The following is a 15,926-nucleotide window of genomic DNA, read 5'->3' on the forward strand; positions in this document are numbered from 1 at the left end:
ATGGCAGGAAATACCTATGCAGGAAAAAATTTAAGAATTAGAGTAGATGGAAAAACAATTTTTCATGCTACGGAATGCAGCTTTACAACTTCCCGAAATATGGAAAGTATCGCTTCAAAAGATACAAATGGGGAGCAAGTGACTCCGGGTAATTACACATGGGGTGTTTCGACAAATTACTTAGTGGCGAATATACCAACTGCTTCTACAACCCAAATTGCTACAAAGCAAATTTTAGATACTTATCAGCAGGGATCTGAAGTTGAAGTTCAGTTTTCAACTGAAATTGTGGGTGATGTAATTATTACCGGAAATTCATTTATCGAAAGTATCAATATGACTGCTCCTACAAATGGAGTTGCTACAGGAGATGCTTCTTTTAAGGGGAACGGAGATTTTGTTACAACAGTAGCTGCGTAGTATGGATGAAATTGTAATTCAATTAGGAGATAAGAGTTTTAAGTTAAAATTTGGCTTAGGGCTTTTTAGAGTATTGGGCAGAAAGTGGCAGCTTGCAGGGATTGATGATGTTGTTTTGAAAATGGCTATTTTGGATTCCGTAGATGGAAAGTTGACTTTTACTCAAATAGATGTTTTAGAAGAAATTTTAATCTCGGCTATTGAGTATGGAGGATATAAAGAAAGTTTAGATGATTTTGATATTATAGATGAATTTTTCAAAGATCCTAATGCTTTAGATAATTTTAAAAATGCATTAGTTGAATCATTGCCGAAAAGTGAGGTTTCTGATGATGAGGGAAAGTAGATAGTCGTGATGACGACGAAAATAAAGAAAATCTAACCTGGGATAAATTAGAAGAAATCGCTTTAGGTGAGCTTAGAATGCCGTTTATTGAATTCTATTCTTTAACACCAAGATCATTTTTCAATGCTGTTAATGGTCAGCGTAAAAAAGAGGATGCGTATTCTAAGGAAAGATGGGTTATGACCAGGGAAATTATGTTTGCAGTTATGCAGCCTTATTTGGATCAGGGAACTCAGAAAACTGACGTGTTAACTTTTAGATGGGAAGAAAAACAATTAAAAGTACTGTCTGAAGAAAGGGCATTAAAAATTGCCGATGATATTGAAAAAATGAATGCATATTGGGCACGTCAAGATGCAGTAAAAAAAGTTGTAGATTAAAAATTGGTTGTTTTGTATTTTATGTTTTGAAGCCGCTAGAGATAGCGGCTTTTTTTTATGTTTTAAAGTTACATAATGTAACCTTTTAAGAATTGGTCTGAAACTACTTTTATTCAATAATTAAAAGTGGTATAATGGCTTCATTAGCGAGTATAAATATACGTATAACTGTTGATCTTAGGCAGTTTTCTACCGATATGCAAAACACATTGCGTACTATCGATAAGGTAGGACAAAAGATGCAGGCAGTTGGCCGTAATTTATCAACGTATGTTACCCTTCCTATTTTGGCAGCTGGTGCTGCTTCCTTAAAATTTGCTAGTGATTATACGGAATCCTTAAATAAGGTAGAGGCTTCCTTTAAAGGTTCATCGGCTGGTGTTAAGGATTTTGCTAAAACTTCATTAGAGACTTCTGGTATAGCTGAAGGAACTGCTTTAGATATGGCGGCTGCATATGGTGATATGGCAACAAGTATGGGGTTGTCTACTAATCAAGCTGCAAAAATGGCTACTACTATAGTGGCTTTAGCTGGTGATTTAGCTTCATTTAAGAATATTGGTATTGATCAGGCTAATACTGCATTAACTGCAATTTTTACAGGTGAAACAGAATCGTTAAAAAAGTTAGGTATAGTCATTACTGAAGTTAATTTAAAACAATACGCTTTAAATTCAGGTATTAAGAAAACGTACGAGACAATGTCTCAAGCTGAAAAGGTACAGTTACGATATAATTATATTCTATCCGTTACAAAAAATTCGCAAGGAGATTTCCAGCGAACCTCAGGAGAAGCTGCAAATCAAACTAGGATATTTACTGAAAGTTTAAAACAAGTCGGTCAACAGTTAGGAGCTGTTATTCTTCCTTTGTTTATTAAGGTTATAACTGCTATTAATGAAAAAATAAAAGCTTTTTCCCAGTTGTCTGAAGGGGCAAAAACGGTAATCGTGGTAGTGGCTGCCTTAGTAGCTGTTGTTGGTCCGTTACTTGTGGTTATTGGTGGGATACTGTCGGTTATTCCTGCTGTTGTTGCTGGTTTTACGTTGATATCGGCTTCTATTATTCCTATCATGGCTGGTCTTACAATATTGCTAGGGATAATTTTGATTACTAAAAATGCATTTATTGAAACCGCAAAAGCGGCAGTTGAGTTATCTGCTTCTCAAAAGTTAATTCAAAAAGTGACAGATGAAGCTACTTCTTCAATAGTAGATCAGAAATCCCAATTAGAGTTATTGCTAATTACGGCTCGTAATGAAAATGAGACAAAAGCAAACCGTTTAAAGGCTATTCAGGAAATTAATAAGATATCGCCTGAGTATCTTGGTAATCTTACTTTAGAAAATATAAATACAGATAAAGCGCGTATTTCAATTGAGAAATATAATACGGCTCTGCTTTCAGGTGCAACTGCACGCGCTGCATCGAGATTATTAGAAGAAAATCAGGCAAGTAAAATTAAAGCGGGCTTCGACCGTGAGAAAGCTTTAGCTGATTATAATGAAAAACGAAAAAATGCTATAGCTAAAGGGTGGGAAGCGGAAAAGGCTTTTTACGAAGAAAACAATAGGTTGATGCAATTTGCTAATGAGGCTTTGGATCGTAAAAATGCAAAGTATGACTCAGAGGCTAAAATATTAACTGAAATATATAATAAGAACAAGCAGAATTTAGACTTGCTTAATGGTGATCAAGTGGCAGTAGATGTCGCTGCACCTGAAAAAGAAAAAAAGGTTAAAAAACCTAAAGATATAGCTCCTTTTAGTGTCGATGTAAAAGATACTATATCAATTGGTACCGCGGAAGCTTATGATGCTGAAATAGCTAAATTAGTGAGATTTCGTGATGAAGTAGCAATAACTGCTGAACAAGTTAAAAGAGCAAATGATTTGATTAAAGGTGTTGAATTTGCCAAAGCAATTAATTTGGATCCTGGTTCTTTAATAAAAGCTACTGAGACTACCGAAGAGATGATGAAAAGATTGATTGCATCTGTAAGAGGTGCTAGGTTTGCAGCCGATAAAGAACAGCAACAAATGGTAGCTAATGCTGAGACTTTTAATGAGAAATTTTCTTCAGTATGGTTAACGACACTTCAGAGTTTTGGTGAGGGTTTAGGTGAGTTAATTGGTCAATTTGCTAGTGGTGGAGCATCGCTTTCTTCAATTGGAAATTTGTTTTTAACAACTTTAGCAGATATGGCTATTCAAGTTGGAAAGATTGCAATAGAAACTGGTGTTGCGGTTTTAGCTATTAAAACAGCCTTAAAATCATTAAATCCTTACGTCGCTATAGCTGCTGGTATTGCTTTAGTGGCTGTTGGTACTTTAGCTAAGTCTAAGATTAGTAAAGCGGGTGGTGGAACCCAGGCGTTTGCAAATGGAGGTATTGTTTCAGGTACTTCTTTTTACGGTGACAAGATATTGGCAAGGGTTAATTCGGGTGAAATGATTGCTAACTCTGATCAACAAAAAAAGATTTGGAATTCTATGTCTTCAGGTTCTTCTTCTTCTGTTTTAATCCCTGAAGTTAAAATAAAAGGTTCTGATTTATTAATTGTTTTTGGTCGAGCTGAATCAAGAAAAAATAGATTAGGATAGATGAGTTATTATGTTGACATAATTGACCAGGTGCTTTTAGAAAACGTATTCATTATTGAAAAAGCGTCTCGTTCTAGTATTATTTTAAATTGGAATGGATCTGATTCTAAAGATGAATTAGCGGTTGTTGGAAGTAGTTTAACTTTTAATTTTGCTCATAATGAATTAGTTGATGCAAAGTTTATTAATTTTTTTACGGGCAATGAGGTTCGTTTTAAAGTCGAATTACGTAATACTTCTGATGATTTATTATTATGGTCAGGTTTTGTTGTTCCTGACACCTATTCTGAGCCGTACACTAACAATGTGACCTTTGTTGAATTTACTGCTTCGTGCGGTCTTGGTCGCTTAAAAGGTAAATACTTACCTGAAGATTATTATCGAGACGAAAAAAGTGTAATTGATATACTGTGTAAAATTTTAAGTTTAACAAGTTTAGGGCTAAACGTTTGTTTTAATCCGGCTATAGAAAATTCGGTACAAAAGGATTGGAATTTAATTTATTTGGATACGTTATCATTTTTCACAGATGATAAAAAAGTAAAAAAGAAAGATGCTTATTCTATTTTAGAAAAGATACTTCAGGATACTTTGTGTGTTTGTTATCAGGCTGATAATCGTTGGAATATTGAGGGATTAAATAAACGCCATGTTCGTACTTATAATGCTAAATTATATAATGTTAGCGGTGAGTTGTTGGGTAATGTTGAAGGAGCAAAATTGCTTAAAAGGATTACGCCTTTAGTTACTCCTACAGTCACGATGATACCGCCTTATAATCTTATAGAAGTATCGCACAAAAGAAGTCCTCAGTCTTTTCCTAAGACTATTGAAAAAGAAAGTAATGATGGTTGGTCTGTTATGGCTGGTGTTGTTGGTGAGATTTATTCAACTGATTGGAATGGTAATGCTGATTTTTATTGTGTGGCAATTTTTCCGGATTATGTCAATGCAATTTTAAAGGAGTATTATTTGCCAGGTCTCGGAGAAATACCAGTTGTTGCTCCGTTTGATGAAGCTAAGTTTGTAAATCTACAAAATAAGATTTACTTATATCAATATCAAAAAGTTACAATTACTGCAACTTTTACAATAATAAAATACGACAAGGTTATGACAGGTATTTTGCCTGATGCATACATTAATCCTTTGTTGTATCAGTTTTTGTTAAATGATGTTGTTGTTTTTTCAAATAGAAAAGAAAGTATTCCGGATTCTGAAAAATTGATTTTCGAGGATGGTAAAGCTGAGTTGGTTTTCGATTGGGTTGTTCCTTTTGATGGATTATTAGATTTAAAAATTTGGCGTCCAGGCGGGCCAATTTATCAAACCAATATTAAAGGTTTTGAAATAACTAAATTATCAATCGTTCCGGTGAATTTTGAGGAAGATTTAATTGTAACGGACTTAATATCTGATGAATTTACAGTTGATAAGGAAATGGAATTGGTATATTCTGATGATGATTCGGCATTTAGTAATTCTTTTAGGTTGGCTAAATTACGAGAAGCGACTTTGAGTTATAACACAATATTAATTCCTGTTAGTTATGCTTTTCAACAGTCAGGAGCGTTTTATTCTGTTGTAAGTTTAAAGGGTGCGAATCTGATAAAAGATAATATAAACACGGTTAACTACGGTGGTTCTGTTTTACAAAATCTTGAAGTGATATATAATTATAATGCTTCGGAACAGATGGTTGTGAAAACTGAATTTGCAATTACTTCAGGAAATTTTTCAGTGAACATTTATAAGGATGATGAAGTTTTAGGAAGTCGTGATTCTTGGTTGCAATGGACTGATTCTATTTACAAAATTGAAACGGATAGATACCAAAAAACAGTTTGTAATGTAATTCGTAGAATGTTTAACGAGGCTTCTGAAAAATTAGATGTTGTGGCTCTTAATGCTGTAAAATTTAGTGATTTGATTTTGTTTCATTATGTAAATGATAAGCAGTTTGTACCGGTTAATTGTTCTTGGAATTTAGATGAAAACAAAACAACTCTAACATTAGCACGGGCTATTTATCGTGATTCAGGTGATTCAGGTTCCAATCCTGAAAACATCCCGCCAATTGTTAATGCTGGTGCTGATATCGTTCTTGAAAATGATCAAACATCGGTTTCGCTGGTTGCTGTAGCATATGACGTTGATGGTTTTATAGTTAAGCAGCAATGGACAAAAACTATTGGTGGTTTTGGTGATATTATTACTACTCCAACGGAATTAGAAACTACGATCGATAATTTAACTGAAGATGAATATCAGTATAAAATTGAGGTAACTGATAATGATGGTGCAACGGCATTTGATACGTTGAATATTATTAGAATGAAAAGTTATACGGCTTCACTAGAGTTGATCTTTTTGGAGAATATGGATTACATGTTGGCTCGTTATAAATTTAATATTGATCCTAACATACCTTCTAATTTTAATTTAGTGCTTAAAGGGCGTGCTTATATGTTTGCTTATAACACTGGGAATACTCAATTCAGGATAATCAAAAATGGTATTACAATATATGAGCATTATGGTAATTACGCTTCGTATGATGAATTGCCTTATTCAATTGGTTATATATCAACCGATGAAATAATCTTTGAACTTTTACAAACGGGTGGTTTTCCGGCTATTCATGCTGGTAGTTCTTGGATTCAATTGAATACAATTGATTTTGTAAACGGATCAGGAACTGTTTTGGGAATTCCATATTTGTATCAACCTGTTAGATTTGAAATATAGCTATGAATAAAAATGTACAAAGAATTGGTGTTGGGAATAGTAGGTTTCCTTCAGTAAATGAGAGTGTTGGTCTTATAGAGCCTGGAATATTCACTTTTGATAGTATGACAGTAACTTTTGATAGTACGGTTGATACGTTTGATTTTGATATTATACCGTTACCGCCAGTTGTGGTGGAAGATTATTCAAATGTAGATTATTTAAAACCGGATTATAAATAAAGTTATGGCAGATATTACAGAAAATCAAGTGAGAGAATTTATTGCGGTGAATCTACAGGACGCTTCAGGAATACCTGCAGTTGATCACAGAGCAGTTGAAAATAAAATTATAGATTTTATGGTGCAAGAATTAGGTAAAGTTGCTAAATCAAAAGTTTTGTTATTGGAATCTTTTTCAGTAGACAGAAATTATTCAATTGCAACAGGTTTGCCTGAGTCTGCTATTATTGATTCCGCTGTGGCTATGTTGGTGTGTAAAGTTTCTAATAATGGTTTTGCTGTTGGTGATGTTGTTACTGTTTGCACGCCGTCAAAATGGGATTCAACAAATCAACCTAGTGGAGTAGGTGTTCAGTATAATAATCTTAATAATACTGTAATTAAAATAATGACTAATGATGAATTAGTTGTTATGACTTCATATAATTCTGCACCGGGCGCGATAGCGAATAATTTGACGATATCGGGTATTGATGTTGGAAAATGGTCTTTGAAAATAATTGTTGGTTATAAATAATATAGTGTTATGGAAGAAATATTTAAAGGCGCTACGGCGAACGATAAAACAGGAACGCCAGCAAGAATAGCTGCTGATATTATAAATCAGAATTTTGCTTATTTAGATGCTAAACTTAGTAATGTTAATCGTGTGGTTACGGTTGGAACTTTTGTCTTAGTCGAGCAGGATTTAACAATGTATGCTGGTTGGATTTGGCAAATAAACGGGGTTAATTATTCAAATCCTGTAGATGTGGTTATTAATTTTCCTTATGCAGCGACTGGTAAACAAAGATTAGATAGGATTGTGTTTAATACTTCGAATACATTTACAAAGGTTGTTGGCGCGGAAAGTATAAGTAGTTCTTTTGCTGAGCCTGTTCCGGCTGATACAATTGATTTTGGTATTTATTTGGTTACAGATGTGTCGGTAGTTGATTTTTATGAAAAGGTAATAAATAAAGCAACTGATTTCAGTACTATAAATGATCAGTTATATCCTTCTATCAAAGCAACTAAAGACCAGCTAGACACAAAAATACCTATATCTCAAAAAGGAATTGCAAATGGTGTTGCAACACTTGGAGCAGATGGAAAAGTGCCAAACAGTCAAGTTCCTGCTTTAGCAATATCAGAAACATTTCCGGTAAGTTCGGAAGCGCAAATGTTAGCTTTATCCGGAGCTGATCAGGGTGATGTTGCTATTAGGTCAGACATTAGTAAATCATTTATATTACGTGTTTTACCTTCTTCTGTACTGGGTAATTGGAGTGAACTGCTAACGCCTACAGATGCCGTACAGTCTGTTAATGGTCAAGTAGGGGTTGTCAGTTTGACTACTACGATTATTCCTGATTCATCCGGTAAACGATACCAAACAGAGAATCAGAAATTGTTTAATGATGCAACAAGCTCAATACAAGCACAATTAGATGCAAGGGCTTTAGATGCAAATGTTATTCATGGTACAGGAAATGAAACTAAAACAGCGGTTTTAACAACCTATGGTAATAATATCACAGATGGAACTTATAATTATTCGGAATCGTTGCAAGCGATAAGAAATCAGTTCGCTGCCTTTTTTAATCAGCCTTTTTATGCGTCTGATCAAGGGTATTATGTGTTTAGACCGTCGGGAACAAACATTCCTGCGAGATTTTACATTATGCCCAATGGAACACCTACAGGAACGACAAGTAAATTTGAAATGTTCAACTCTGATTATGCAGCAGATTATACAACATACCAGGGATTTAATATTTTAATGAATAACTCTACTGACATCATTAATATTGGTCCAAATAGAGGGGTTTCAGGTGGTGCAAGACAGAAGTTGATTATAGGTGGTGATTATGTAGGTAGCGTTCTACAATCTAATGTTTCTCAGCTAATTTTTAATACTGATAACACCGTAAATTTAAACCCGTTTGGAGGTGCTGTAAGTATTGGAACTGCAACAACCGATCCTTTCGCAATATCATTAGATCACCAGGTTACTTTAAAAAATCCGGTCGCGGGTCAGCCTATGCGTTTAAACATAGTAGGCAATGGTTGGGCAGCGGGTATTTATTTTGGGCGTGATGCAATTAGAACTGCGAGCATAGCAACGCAAGCCACAACATCAGATTTAGAAATATCAACTAACCCAACAAACACAGGAACCGGATTAACGGCTAACATTCGTATTTGGGCAGGCACAGGAAATGTTAAGATTCAAAAAGGAGGTACGTTTACAGACAACGGAGATATATTTCAAGTCGCAGGGAATGCTTCGGGTTCTGTAGCTGCAAGTAATACAAATCATTTTATGCGTAAAGGCGAAATAGATACGGCTTTAGCTTTAAAAGCGGATGCAACATCATTGCCAACATCAGGAACTTATACGCCAACAACTAGCAGTTTAGTGAATATCACATCTATGACAATAATAAGTGCTATTTATACTAAAATTGGAAATATTGTAACTGTGACTATTAGATTTGCAGCAAATGAGATAAACGCAAGTACATTGACAAGTTTTAATTTTACATTGCCAGTGAACAGAACAGGGGCAGTTTTAAGTTATAATTTTGGCTCAGGCAATACAGTAGTCGCAAACATTAATAGATTGGTAACGGTTAATTTTACAGCTAGCACTTCGATAGCATCAGCTATATACAACACACCATCGAGCGGGTTTGGGAGCACAAACGGAAGTATTACATTTCAATATGATGTAACACAATAATTTAAGACAAAATAATAATAAAAATCAACTGCTATGATTTTAAAATATTTACCCGATGGTAGTTTAATAATTGGATTATTTATCATGTGCGCTTTAGATTTTGTTTTTGGTGTTACTAAGGCAACATTGACAAAAACGATAAGAACTTCAAAAGGATTTAGAAAAACATTTACAAAGTTTACTCAGTATGGCGGTGCTATAGTTATGGGTATAGTGCTTTTAAATATAAAAAGCGTTAGCGACAGTAGGTTTGGAAATGAATACTCTAGTCTGTTTGGGGATTCTATGATAAGTATTATGATTTACATCGAAGTTGTTTCAATTTTGGAAAACATGGAAGTCATAGGAAAAGATACTGATTTTGTAAAATATTTCATAAGACCAGTTCGCAGATTGATCACTTTTCAAATAAAAAATTTATTCTCTGATACGGGGAATGTAATAACTAAATAATTACATAATGAATGAGATTTTAAGAATTGCAGAAAAAGAAATTGGTCAAACTGAAAAACCAGCTAATTCAAATAAAACACAGTATGGTAAATGGTTTGGTTTGGATGGTGTTGCCTGGTGTGGAATATTTGTTTCCTGGTGTTATGCTCAGGCTGGTTTTCAGTTGCCTAAAATAGGGTTTTCAAGAGGTTACGCTGGTTGTCAAACTGCTGTAGCGTATTTTAAAAAAGTAAATCAAATTACAAAAAATCCTGTCGAAGGTGATATTGTATTTTTTGATTGGAATGCAGATGGTAGATATGATCATACTGGGCTTTTTGTGAAATGGATAAATGATAAGGAGTTTCAGACTATTGAAGGTAATACTGCTATTGGAAACGATAGCAACGGCGGAAATGTTATGAAGCGAGTTAGAAAAAACAAAAACGTAATATTTGTACATCCATGATTTCTTTTAAATTGTTAGGGGATAATATTAAGCTTGTGCTTATTATTGTTTTGGTTGTGGCTGTCGTTTGGTTTTATAAAGATTACACTTTTCAAAAGTCAGAAAATTTAAGGCAAACCGAAAATGCCACTCAATTAAGAAAATCCGAAATGCTTCTTTTTGCTACTCAAATTTTGAACGAAAAAGAAATGAACGAGTATCTGAAGTATCAAAATTCAGATCTGAAAAAGAAATTAGATAATGCCGGTATAAAGGCAAGTCGAATTGAAAGTATTGTATCTAATTCTTATAAGTACCAGGATACTACCAAGAGAGAAACGGATCTTTCAGGAATTGTAGAAGCTGTAAGGAATAATACTCCCACAAGTCAGGAAGTGATAGATACGTTGAATTGTTGGACGACAAAGGGAATTATTAGTTATGAAAATAATAAGCTTAAATGGCGTGTATTGGATAGGCAGTTTAATAATAAATCTGATGGTGTTCTTTATTGGGAGCGCCGCCAATGGAAATTTTTAGGTATTAAAACTCGTTTGTTTGGCAAAAAAGAATTTACATCTAAAAATTTTGATGATTGTGGTGAAAGCCGGATAATGAAAATCGAGAAAAAGAAGTAGTGTTTATATTTGGTTTGGTTGTTTGGGAAAGCGGTTCATTGATGGATCGCTTTTTGGTTTTTGTTATAATTTAGAACAATATATTAAGATAAATGTGTTATGATCTGTGTTAATTTTGTTTTTCTAAATTATGAAGATGAAAACAGATGTCGAAAAAGCAGCAGAAGTTGATGAATATATTTTAAAATATTCAGGACTTATAAAAGATAAAAGAGGGTATAATGCATTGTTGAATTTTTTGCATACAGGTGTTTTAATGCATGAAAGATTAGGTGAAGAGGATACCTATGCACTTTGTAAAATATTAATTCATTTAAAGTTTGATTATGAATTTATTCCATTTGGAATAAAATTAAAAGACAATTCAAAATTAAACTTTTACCATATTATAATGTACCCACCTAAACAAGTGTTAAGCGAGCATACGAATAGCTATCAATCTAAACGCGATAGAAGATTAGGTGTTGGTAAAGAAGAAAGAGGTACTCGCCATTGGGGTGAAAATATTACCGCTAGAAAAAATGATCCAGATTAATTTTGTAAATTTGAGTATAACGTTAATAATTAATTATGTGTTACTACGTTGATCAAAAGGGAAGTAGGCGCGATGTAAAGATTCGTTTTAATATTGCCGTGAACAATACCGGAAGTTTTTACGAGGGTGTTTTTGTAAATGGATTCGAACATCCAAATATACCTATTATAACGAATAGTAATCCGAAAATAATTGAAACTGACTTTACTTGGGGGCTGGTACCATCATGGGCGAAAGATACTTCTTTTAGAGAAAACACTTTAAATGCCAGGATCGAAGGTATAGATACTACTCCATCGTATAAAAACATTAATTCAAATCGTTGCCTGATCATTGCTACTGGATATTATGAGTGGCGCTGGTTGGATATCAAGGGGAAAAAGAAAGAGAAGTACTTTATATCATCACAAACAGATGAAATATTTTGCTTTGCTGGACTTTATGACAGCTGGGTAAATCCAGCAAACGGAGACGTTTTAAGGACTTACACGATGGTGACGACTCAAGCTAACGAAGTGATGCGGTTTGTGCATAATAACCGGGAAAGAATGCCTCTCATTGTAAATAGGGAAGATGAGCAAAAATGGCTAGATCCTAAAACTGATATTAAAAGCTTTGCATTTCCAAAATATGACTCAAAAATAATTGCATTTCCAACTAATTAAAATAACAATGATTACATTCAGTGAAAAACAAAACAAAAAGCTAATCCAAATCTATCTTGAATGTTTATACTCTAGAAAAGAGTTAATACAATATCAGTATCCTTATCAATTGTTTTATGAAGATGATGCAATAGGTGAGCATTTTGAGAAATGCAGATTTGTGCTTCTTGAATTCTTATTAGATCGAATACCTGGCATTGCAGATAAATCTGGTATTAAACTTTCAAATCCAGAAATTGAGAAAATTGCAAGTGAAAAAATAAACGAAATTCTGAAAGTTGTTGCGCCGGATATTAATAAGTATGCCGAAGAGGTAACTGTAACTTATATTGACCTCTCACCTTCATTGGAAACAAATATTGATGATGAATCAATAAATTTAGATGAGGACTTTTAAAATTTAGAGGTATACTAATATATCCTTACCATCCGCTCGCAGATCAATGTTAGCGGATTTTTTTATTAAGTCCAAGATAAAACCATCTACATCAGTTTCAGAAAGTAACTCGTATTCTATCGGTTCTTCAGTATCAAAAAAGAATTCGAAATGCGAGATATCTTCACTGGCCAGCTTCATATCTGGTTCGATAAAATCTTCTTGGCTATCGATCTCCGGTCCAAAATATTCTATGCCGGTTAATCCACGATTGATCAAACTCGTGATAAAGTCGATTGTTGCATTTTCAGGAATAGTAACTTTCGCTGCTGATAATATGAGTGTGTGATTTTTCATGTATCAAATTTAATGATTTTTGCCTAAAAAACTGTTTAAAAGTAACAGCTTTTTAGGTCTTGTAAAAGTTAAAAATCGGGTGATTTTTCCATGATCTGATTTCGATTGACTTCTTTTACTACTTTAGCATATCGTAAAGTCATCATTTTTGAAGTATGTCCATAAAGTTCTCGTAGTGCATCCAGCTCAACACCGGCTAATATTTTCTTGTTTGCTCCTAGATGTTTTAAAGAATACATGTTTACATTAATCTTTAGACCGTCAATGATTAGTTTTCTCCATAGTTTAGAAGCGCAATCTCTATTTAATCTTCGTGGCCCTGGTATAAAATCTAATTCTTTTTTTAAACCACGATTGGTGTGTTCGCGTTTTGATCCGAAAATAAAAAACTCTTGGTTGTGCTGTGATAGGTTCATTTCTTCAAGGTATGCTTTTAAAAATGGATTTAAAGGAACAATTCTTTCGATATCGGTTTTGGTTATTCCGGGAGGAAGTATGATTTGTGATTTTTTTAAGTCAATCATTTTAAGTTGAATGTGGAGTAGTTCTTCAGGTCTGATTCCGGTATGAAAAATTGAAATTATATAAGTGTAAAAGCTTGGGAATTCTGAAAGTATTTTTTGCTTTATCAGTTTGATTTCATCATCGGTTGCCGGGGTGAATGCGGTGATTTCACCGACTTTTAAGGATTTTATTCCGTGTGCTGGATTATTTTCAATTATATCCCATTGCATTAATTCTGATAAAATCGCTTTTAAATAACCTAAATTTTTATTGAATGATTTGTTTGACCACTTTCGCTGCTCTTTTGTTTTTTCAATAATTAATTTTATATGTATTCTTTTGGTTTCGGCAATGAGTAGGTTGTCCATATTTGTAGCTTTTAAAGCTTCCTTTATGAATTTTGAAGTACTCTTATAACCGCATAAAGTTTTTGATCCTAGATTAGGTGTTTTCTTTTCGATTGAAAAATCTAAAGCTTCACTAAATAACATATTGTTATAAGTGTTTATTAAATCCGGAATATTAGGGTTCCACGATTCCTTTAGTTTTTGGTGTAAAGCGTCTCGAATCGATTCGGCTTCGACTAGGCGTTTTTTGTAATTGTTGATGTAGTTAATTCCGAATTTATAACGGAAAAGCTTTTTGTCGTATCTAAAATAGACAAACCAGGCTTTTGAAAGATCGTCATACTTGACAATCTTTGGAATTGTGTAAATTGATTTCATTTTAATTTGTTTTAAAATTAAAATGCTTGCGGGGACATTAAATCAATTATTTATAATTCTGTTCTCTTTTTGTTCACTTTTTTCTTTTTCTCATTGTAAACCCCTGTATTTACAGGGGTTTTTGTGGAGTCGCCGGGAATCGAACCCGGGTCCAAACAAGCAACTAAAGAGCTTTCTACACGTTTATTTCCTGATTGGATTTTCGTTGTTGAGCTAGGTCAGGAACAACCACTCAACACTTATCTTCTTAATTTCGATCTCCACCCGAAGCTCATGGAAATCTAGGTCTATTTTTACGGTTCCCCTGTACTGACCGCCACAAACCAAGGCTTTCAAGGAGAATCCAGCTTCCCTATCTGATAGGGACGTGGCTTAATCTTACTATAATTCGGATTATGCAGCTAAAGCGTAGTTATTTTCGCCGTGTAAAATTGTAAGATCTTATATTTACGAGCAAGGTCTCAATGCTCGACGTGCTTACTTTTCAATTCGACTTGCTGTCAAAACCAGTCGACCCCAAAAATGAGTTTGCAAATTTATACTATTTGAAGTTAGTTTTGTAATAAATTTTTCAGAAAAATAATATTATTCTTCATCCTTGAAATTAAACGGATAATCACCAAAAATTGGAGCCAGTTTACGAACCGCATACGTGTTTCTGGTCATTTTATTGGATAAAGCAATAATGGTTACATGTTCTTTCATTAACGGAATATACGATGAGGTATTACCATGCCACCAACCGTTATGAAAGTAATAATTCTGTCCGGTTTCCCAATTGATCATTCTAATTCCTAAACCGTAATTTTTTGTACCTTTTCTTTCATTGCTATAACCGGTATAAACTTGTTTTAAAAGTTCAGGTTTTAAAAATCCCGGAGCATTTCTGGCACGGTCAAATTTTAAAAGATCTCTTGCAGTCGAAAATACGTTTTTATCTCCGTAAACATTATCCAGGTAATCAAAACCAATTTCTACACCATTACCTTTATAAGAAGGAACAATCTTTTTTCTGTCTTTATCATTATCAAAAACATAGGTATGGGTCATGCCTAACGGTTTAAAAATCATTTCAGACATCGCTTCTTTGTATGAGAGACCTGTGATTTTTTGGATGATGAGTGCAAGCATTGCATAGTTGGTATTGCAATAACTAAAACGTGTTCCGGTTTTAGATTCTAAGCCAATATCTTTTGTGGCTAAAATATCAAGAATATCTTTATTTGTAAGCTGATTATGTCTGTTCCAAACCGACTTGTCTCTGTCTGTAAAATAAGCGTAATTGCGCATTCCGCTGCGGTGGCTTAACAGCATTCTTACAGTACAATCAGGATAAGGGAATGTTTTTAAAATCGTATTTACTTTTTGGTCCAAATCGATTTTACCGGCATTTACCAATTTTAAAACTGCAGTTGCAGTCAAAACTTTACTTACCGAAGCAATTTGCACCGGAGTTTCTGCCGTAATCTTAGTTCCTTCGTTTTTATTGGCGAAACCATTGTATCTTTCAAAAATAATCTGACCGTTTTTTGCTACTAAAAAACTTCCATTCATCGTATTGTTGGGCCAGTTTTTATTGTAAAAATGATTTATTCTTCCTGTTACTGAATTTATATAAGCTTGTGAAATTTTTGTTTCATTCGCTAATGGTTTCATTCTAGGTAAAGTATCTTCGACTTCTGCTGCTGTATCTGTTTGTGTTTTTTTGTCTTTACCACAAGAGGTTAAAACTAGTATTGAGAAAAGTATTTGTGGTATATTTGTTTTTTTAAGGAGGCTCATTTTCATCATTCTTTAAAAACA

The 15,926-nt window shown here is 33.9% G+C and carries 17 protein-coding genes and 1 other RNA gene; 14 read left to right on the forward strand and 4 right to left on the reverse strand.

Annotation, left to right across the window (positions count from 1 at the left end; all coding sequences use genetic code 11):
• The 14 genes from IRZ78_RS06330 (at position 1) to IRZ78_RS06395 (ending at position 12,558) form a co-directional block, all read left to right on the forward strand.
• A complete protein-coding gene (locus IRZ78_RS06330) occupies positions 1-420 on the forward strand; it encodes a phage tail tube protein (RefSeq protein WP_194615725.1) in 420 nt (139 codons plus the stop codon).
• A 1-nt stretch (position 421) separates the two neighbouring features.
• Positions 422-766: a hypothetical protein gene (locus tag IRZ78_RS06335; RefSeq protein WP_194615726.1), complete on the forward strand. Its 345-nt coding sequence runs from the start codon at positions 422-424 to the stop codon at positions 764-766.
• A 77-nt stretch (positions 767-843) separates the two neighbouring features.
• Positions 844-1,146, forward strand: a complete 303-nt coding sequence (locus IRZ78_RS06340) for a hypothetical protein (protein WP_194615727.1) — start codon at positions 844-846, stop codon at positions 1,144-1,146.
• Between the two features lie 134 nt (positions 1,147-1,280).
• Complete coding sequence (locus IRZ78_RS26395) at positions 1,281-3,749, forward strand: hypothetical protein (protein ID WP_194615728.1); 2,469 nt, start codon at positions 1,281-1,283, stop codon at positions 3,747-3,749.
• Complete coding sequence (locus IRZ78_RS06350; protein WP_194615729.1) at positions 3,750-6,497, forward strand: hypothetical protein; 2,748 nt, start codon at positions 3,750-3,752, stop codon at positions 6,495-6,497.
• Positions 6,498-6,499: 2 nt separating this feature from the next.
• Positions 6,500-6,718 (forward strand): hypothetical protein, encoded by a 219-nt coding sequence (locus IRZ78_RS06355; RefSeq protein ID WP_194615730.1) that lies wholly within the window; start codon positions 6,500-6,502, stop codon positions 6,716-6,718.
• A gap of 4 nt (positions 6,719-6,722) precedes the next feature.
• Positions 6,723-7,235: a hypothetical protein gene (locus IRZ78_RS06360; RefSeq protein ID WP_194615731.1), complete on the forward strand. Its 513-nt coding sequence runs from the start codon at positions 6,723-6,725 to the stop codon at positions 7,233-7,235.
• Between the two features lie 9 nt (positions 7,236-7,244).
• On the forward strand, positions 7,245-9,443 hold the full coding sequence (locus IRZ78_RS06365; protein ID WP_194615732.1) for a hypothetical protein: 2,199 nt from the start codon (positions 7,245-7,247) through the stop codon (positions 9,441-9,443).
• Positions 9,444-9,476: 33 nt separating this feature from the next.
• A complete protein-coding gene (locus IRZ78_RS06370; protein WP_194615733.1) occupies positions 9,477-9,896 on the forward strand; it encodes a phage holin family protein in 420 nt (139 codons plus the stop codon).
• Between the two features lie 7 nt (positions 9,897-9,903).
• Positions 9,904-10,344, forward strand: coding sequence for a CHAP domain-containing protein (locus tag IRZ78_RS06375; protein WP_194615734.1), 441 nt, complete (start codon positions 9,904-9,906; stop codon positions 10,342-10,344).
• On the forward strand, positions 10,341-10,961 hold the full coding sequence (locus IRZ78_RS06380) for a hypothetical protein (RefSeq protein WP_194615735.1): 621 nt from the start codon (positions 10,341-10,343) through the stop codon (positions 10,959-10,961). The genes IRZ78_RS06375 and IRZ78_RS06380 overlap by 4 nt, the downstream gene beginning before the upstream one ends.
• Before the next feature lie 136 nt (positions 10,962-11,097).
• A complete protein-coding gene (locus tag IRZ78_RS06385; protein ID WP_194615736.1) occupies positions 11,098-11,496 on the forward strand; it encodes a hypothetical protein in 399 nt (132 codons plus the stop codon).
• A gap of 35 nt (positions 11,497-11,531) precedes the next feature.
• The gene (locus tag IRZ78_RS06390; protein WP_194615737.1) at positions 11,532-12,161 is read left to right on the forward strand and encodes an SOS response-associated peptidase; all 630 of its coding nucleotides are present in this window, start codon (positions 11,532-11,534) and stop codon (positions 12,159-12,161) included.
• A gap of 7 nt (positions 12,162-12,168) precedes the next feature.
• Positions 12,169-12,558: a hypothetical protein gene (locus IRZ78_RS06395; protein WP_194615738.1), complete on the forward strand. Its 390-nt coding sequence runs from the start codon at positions 12,169-12,171 to the stop codon at positions 12,556-12,558.
• A gap of 3 nt (positions 12,559-12,561) precedes the next feature.
• On the opposite strand, the gene IRZ78_RS06400 is transcribed toward IRZ78_RS06395, so the two are convergent.
• The 4 genes from IRZ78_RS06400 to IRZ78_RS06415 all read right to left on the reverse strand — a co-directional run bounded on the left by IRZ78_RS06400 (position 12,562) and on the right by IRZ78_RS06415 (position 15,911).
• Positions 12,562-12,894, reverse strand: coding sequence for a hypothetical protein (locus tag IRZ78_RS06400; RefSeq protein ID WP_194615739.1), 333 nt, complete (start codon positions 12,892-12,894; stop codon positions 12,562-12,564).
• Between the two features lie 68 nt (positions 12,895-12,962).
• Complete coding sequence (locus IRZ78_RS06405) at positions 12,963-14,123, reverse strand: tyrosine-type recombinase/integrase (protein ID WP_194615740.1); 1,161 nt, start codon at positions 14,121-14,123, stop codon at positions 12,963-12,965.
• 121 nt (positions 14,124-14,244) lie between these two features.
• Positions 14,245-14,641, reverse strand: a transfer-messenger RNA (tmRNA) gene (gene ssrA, locus IRZ78_RS06410).
• A gap of 67 nt (positions 14,642-14,708) precedes the next feature.
• Positions 14,709-15,911, reverse strand: a complete 1,203-nt coding sequence (locus tag IRZ78_RS06415) for a serine hydrolase domain-containing protein (RefSeq protein ID WP_194615861.1) — start codon at positions 15,909-15,911, stop codon at positions 14,709-14,711.
• Between the last annotated feature and the right edge of the window lie 15 nt (positions 15,912-15,926).

This window comes from Flavobacterium sp. CSZ, assembly GCF_015350725.1.
Taxonomy (GTDB): Bacteria; Bacteroidota; Bacteroidia; order Flavobacteriales; family Flavobacteriaceae; genus Flavobacterium.

Coding starts and splice junctions, on each gene's coding strand:
- IRZ78_RS06415 (WP_194615861.1), bottom strand. CDS start 15,911: ATGAAAATGAGCCTCCTTAAAAAAACAAATATACCACAAATACTTTTC.
- IRZ78_RS26395 (WP_194615728.1), top strand. CDS start 1,281: ATGGCTTCATTAGCGAGTATAAATATACGTATAACTGTTGATCTTAGG.
- IRZ78_RS06390 (WP_194615737.1), top strand. CDS start 11,532: ATGTGTTACTACGTTGATCAAAAGGGAAGTAGGCGCGATGTAAAGATT.
- IRZ78_RS06365 (WP_194615732.1), top strand. CDS start 7,245: ATGGAAGAAATATTTAAAGGCGCTACGGCGAACGATAAAACAGGAACG.
- IRZ78_RS06405 (WP_194615740.1), bottom strand. CDS start 14,123: ATGAAATCAATTTACACAATTCCAAAGATTGTCAAGTATGACGATCTT.
- IRZ78_RS06370 (WP_194615733.1), top strand. CDS start 9,477: ATGATTTTAAAATATTTACCCGATGGTAGTTTAATAATTGGATTATTT.
- IRZ78_RS06395 (WP_194615738.1), top strand. CDS start 12,169: ATGATTACATTCAGTGAAAAACAAAACAAAAAGCTAATCCAAATCTAT.
- IRZ78_RS06355 (WP_194615730.1), top strand. CDS start 6,500: ATGAATAAAAATGTACAAAGAATTGGTGTTGGGAATAGTAGGTTTCCT.
- IRZ78_RS06350 (WP_194615729.1), top strand. CDS start 3,750: ATGAGTTATTATGTTGACATAATTGACCAGGTGCTTTTAGAAAACGTA.
- IRZ78_RS06335 (WP_194615726.1), top strand. CDS start 422: ATGGATGAAATTGTAATTCAATTAGGAGATAAGAGTTTTAAGTTAAAA.
- IRZ78_RS06375 (WP_194615734.1), top strand. CDS start 9,904: ATGAATGAGATTTTAAGAATTGCAGAAAAAGAAATTGGTCAAACTGAA.
- IRZ78_RS06400 (WP_194615739.1), bottom strand. CDS start 12,894: ATGAAAAATCACACACTCATATTATCAGCAGCGAAAGTTACTATTCCT.
- IRZ78_RS06340 (WP_194615727.1), top strand. CDS start 844: ATGCCGTTTATTGAATTCTATTCTTTAACACCAAGATCATTTTTCAAT.
- IRZ78_RS06330 (WP_194615725.1), top strand. CDS start 1: ATGGCAGGAAATACCTATGCAGGAAAAAATTTAAGAATTAGAGTAGAT.
- IRZ78_RS06360 (WP_194615731.1), top strand. CDS start 6,723: ATGGCAGATATTACAGAAAATCAAGTGAGAGAATTTATTGCGGTGAAT.
- IRZ78_RS06380 (WP_194615735.1), top strand. CDS start 10,341: ATGATTTCTTTTAAATTGTTAGGGGATAATATTAAGCTTGTGCTTATT.
- IRZ78_RS06385 (WP_194615736.1), top strand. CDS start 11,098: ATGAAAACAGATGTCGAAAAAGCAGCAGAAGTTGATGAATATATTTTA.